Raw genomic sequence first — 3796 nt, 5'->3', positions numbered from 1 at the left:
GGCCCGAACCGTGAGGTTCGGGCCGGCGGTCTTACTTGTGTCCTGCTTGCTTGTCCTGCTTGCTCGCTGGCTCAGGCGGCTTGCTCAGGCCGAGCGGCGGAGCTTGCCGGCGCGCAGCAGCTCGAGGCGCTCGTCGAGCAGGTCCTCGAGCTCCTTGACCGTGCGGCGCTCGAGCAGCATGTCCCAGTGGGTGCGCTGCGGCTTGGTCGCCTTCGGCTCGGGCTTCTCGGCGTCGCGCAGGAGCGCCTCCTCGCCGCAGCGGCACTCCCAGATCGGGGGTACGTCCGCGTCGGTGGCGAAGGGCAGGATGATGGTGTGGCCGTTGGGGCAGTCGTAGTAGGCCTGGAACCGAGGGGCGAAGTCCACGCCCTCGTCGGACTCCATGCTCTTACTACCGATGCTCATACCGCGCAGGGACCGGTCAGGCACGATGTCCTCCAGAGGGTTGTCGGGAATGGTGGCGGAAAAAGGTCCGTATAGCCAACGCAGGGACCCTCTGTGATGTTCCAGCCCAGGTTTCAGCGGTCTGACGACCAGCCGTGCCAATCCAGGCTACCGACCGGACGTGCGCGCGCAAGCGCACTCCGGGCAAACTGGGTGTGGATGTGCGCGATCTCACGTACGTCGCGGCAGGTGACCGTGTTTGTGGCGGGAACAATCAGCACGGGTCGCCGGTTGAGACCCATGTTCATGCAGATGCATGAACAGCGCGAGCGGCGACCCGCTCAGGAGCACCACGATCGAGGAGCACAGCATCATGCAGTTCGGGATCTTCAGTGTCAGCGACGTGACGACGGACCCGACCACCGGGCACACCCCGGACGACACCGAGCGCGTCCGGGCCATGCTCACCATCGCGAAGCACGCGGACGAGGCAGGCCTCGACGTCTTCGCCACCGGTGAGCACCACAACCCGCCGTTCGTGGCCTCGAGCCCGACGACGATGCTCGGCTACCTCGCGGGCGTGACCAAGGACATCACCCTGTCCACGGCCACGACGCTCATCACGACCAACGACCCGGTCCGCATCGCCGAGGAGTACGCGATGCTGCAGGTCATCTCGAACGGTCGCATGGACCTCATGATGGGCCGCGGCAACACCGGCCCCGTCTACCCGTGGTTCGGGCAGGACATCCGCCAGGGCATCCCGCTGGCCATCGAGAACTACGCCCTGGTTCGCCGCCTGTGGACCGAGGACGTCGTGGACTGGGAGGGCAAGTTCCGCACCCCGCTGCAGGGCTTCACCGCCACGCCGCGCCCGCTGGACGGCGTGCCGCCGTTCGTCTGGCACGGGTCGATCCGCAGCCCCGAGATCGCCGAGCAGGCCGCCTACTACGGTGACGGGTTCCTGCACAACGCCATCTTCTGGCCGATGAGCCACACCAAGCAGATGGTGCAGTTCTACCGCCAGCGGTTCGAGCACTACGGCCACGGCCGCGCGGACCAGGCGATCGTGGGCCTCGGCGGCCAGGCCTTCATGCGCAAGAACAGCCAGGACGCCATCAGCGAGTTCCGGCCGTACTTCGACAACGCGCCCGTCTACGGGCACGGCCCCACCATGGAGGACTTCACGCGCGACACCCCGCTGACCGTCGGCTCCCCGCAGGAGGTCGTCGACCGGTACGGCTCGTTCATCGACGAGGTCGGCTACTACCAGCGCCAGATGTTCCTCATGGACCACGCCGGGCTGCCGCTGAAGACCGTCCTGGAGCAGATCGACATCCTCGCCTCCGACGTCGTGCCGGAGCTGCGCAAGATCGCCGACGCGAAGCTCCCGAAGGACGTGCCGGCCAACCCGCCGACGCACGCCGAGCGCGTCGCCGCCGCCCAGGCCAAGGGCCAGGCCGGCGCCACGCACGTGGGTGACGGCGGCGACGAGTACACCGGCACGCTGGCCGAGGAGGCTCTCTGAGATGACAGACATCGTTCCTGTCGAGGACCGGCCCCGCCGCACGATCGCCGTCGTGCACGCGGGGCTGGGGCAGCCCTCGTCCACGCGCCTGCTGGCGGACCGCCTGGCGGACGCCACGGCGCGCGAGCTGGAGGCCCTGGGCCACGAGGTGACCGTCGAGGTCGTCGAGCTGCGCGACCACGGTCACGCGATCATCGACGCGATGCTCACCGGGTTCCCCACGGGCGACCTGGCGAGCGACATCGAGACGATCACCCAGGCCGACGGCGTCATCGCCGTCACGCCGCTGTTCACCACCACCTACTCGGGGCTGTTCAAGTCGTTCGTCGACATCCTCGACAAGGAGGCGCTCACGGGCATGCCCGTGCTGCTCGGCGCTACCGGCGGCACACCGCGGCACTCGCTCGCCCTCGAGTACTCGATGCGCCCGCTGTTCACGTACCTGCGGGCCGACGTCGTCACGACGTCGGTCTTCGCGGCCACGGACGACTGGGCCCAGGCGGGCGACCGCACCCGGCGCGACGACGGCGCGAGCTCCCTCCCGGAGCGCATCGAGCGCGCCGGACGGTCGCTGGCCGCGATCGTCTCCGCCCGCGGGGAGCACGCCAAGCCGGACGACCCGTTCGCCACGACGCCCAGCTTCCTGGACATGCTGGGCGGGGACTGACGGCGAGGGCCGACTGCAGGGGCTGACGGCATGCCAGGTCCGGGGCTTGCACGCCCAGGGCCTGGCAGGGAACATATGGGACAGCCACCGCAACGGGTCGTGGGCAGGTCGATGGTGAGGGAGCGCGGTCATGGCGGACGACACACAGGACCAGGTCTCGGACGACTCGAACGACACCGACGCGCCGGAGGCGGTCGACCCGGAGGCGGCTGCTCCCGAGGTCGCCGCAGCCGGGGCTGAAGAGGCTGAGGCTGTAGCGGCTGAGGCCGAAGCACCGGACGACGCGTCCACGACCGACACGACCGTGTCCTCGCCCGCGGAGACCAGCGGTGCTACCGGTACGGCGGACGCCGACGCGACTGTCGCCGACCCGAGCATCACCGATGTGGCGATCACCGATCTGGCGGGCGCGGACCCGGCGGACGCGGATCCGGCATCGACCGACGCGACCGGGCTGCCGACCGACACCAGCCCGCAGGCCGACACCGGACGGGTCGCCCGGATCGTCGCGGCGCTGCGGAAGGCGCACGCCGAGCAGGCCGCCCGTTCCGTCGAGCGGGCGGCTGAGCAGGCCACCGGGCAGGCCACCGGGCAAACAGTCGAGCAGACCGCTGGACCGGCGGACTCCGGCGCCGAGACCGTCGAACCGGAACCCTCGGCACCCCGCCGCGCGACCAGCGGGGTACGGACCACCGCCCCGCGCACACCGACCCTGCGCTGGAACCCCGGCGCCCGCTACCGCGCCTCGCTGCTCGCGAACCAGCCGGTTCCCGTGTCGCCCGCCTCGTCGGCACCCGCGTCGTCGGCGACGCAGGTGCCGGCACCTGTGTTGTCGGCACCCGTACCGCCGGCACCACCCATGTCGTCGGCACCCGTACCGCCCGTGCCTCCGCCCCCGGGGCCGGTACCTCCCGTGCCCCCGCCGCCGGCGCTGGCCGGCCGGCTGTTCCGCGGCCCGGCTCGGCGGACCGCCGTCTTCGAGCGGGAGATCTGGTACCCGTCCGCGCGGTCCTCGCGCGTGCCGAGCGACGTGGGCGAGGCGCTTGCCGCCGCCGTCGAGCGCTATCGCAAGGGCTCGATCTCGACGTCGGGCCTCGTCCGGGCGATCGGCAACGCCCACGCCGCCTGACGGCAACCGGACACCTGACTGCTGGGTCTGACAGCCGGACAGGTCTGACAGCCCGAACGGCTGGGACGGCCGGGTGGCACCGCGAGAC

At 70.8% G+C, this 3796-nt stretch carries 4 protein-coding genes; 3 read left to right on the top strand and 1 reads right to left on the bottom strand.

The window, feature by feature from the left end:
• Window positions 1–84 precede the first annotated feature (84 nt).
• Window positions 85–429 carry an RNA polymerase-binding protein RbpA gene (locus ACFWEJ_RS27885; RefSeq protein ID WP_026365682.1) on the bottom strand — a complete coding sequence of 115 codons (345 nt, stop codon included), beginning with the start codon at window positions 427–429 and terminating at the stop codon, window positions 85–87.
• 328 nt (window positions 430–757) lie between these two features.
• Here ACFWEJ_RS27885 and ACFWEJ_RS27880 point away from each other — a divergent pair, with 328 nt between their 5' ends.
• The 3 genes from ACFWEJ_RS27880 to ACFWEJ_RS27870 all read left to right on the top strand — a co-directional run bounded on the left by ACFWEJ_RS27880 (window position 758) and on the right by ACFWEJ_RS27870 (window position 3708).
• A complete protein-coding gene (locus ACFWEJ_RS27880; protein ID WP_377232414.1) occupies window positions 758–1912 on the top strand; it encodes an LLM class flavin-dependent oxidoreductase in 1155 nt (384 codons plus the stop codon).
• 1 nt (window position 1913) lies between these two features.
• Complete coding sequence (locus ACFWEJ_RS27875; RefSeq protein ID WP_377232413.1) at window positions 1914–2579, top strand: FMN reductase; 666 nt, start codon at window positions 1914–1916, stop codon at window positions 2577–2579.
• A gap of 130 nt (window positions 2580–2709) precedes the next feature.
• Entirely contained in the window at window positions 2710–3708 is a 999-nt protein-coding gene (locus ACFWEJ_RS27870; RefSeq protein ID WP_377232412.1) for a hypothetical protein, read from the top strand.
• Window positions 3709–3796 lie beyond the last annotated feature (88 nt).

Origin of the sequence: Promicromonospora sp. NPDC060204, from assembly GCF_042728455.1 — a bacterium.
In the GTDB taxonomy this organism is placed as follows: domain Bacteria; phylum Actinomycetota; class Actinomycetes; order Actinomycetales; family Cellulomonadaceae; genus Promicromonospora.
The sequence above is the reverse complement of the archived record's forward strand: the minus strand, read 5'-3'. Positions and strand labels throughout refer to the sequence as shown.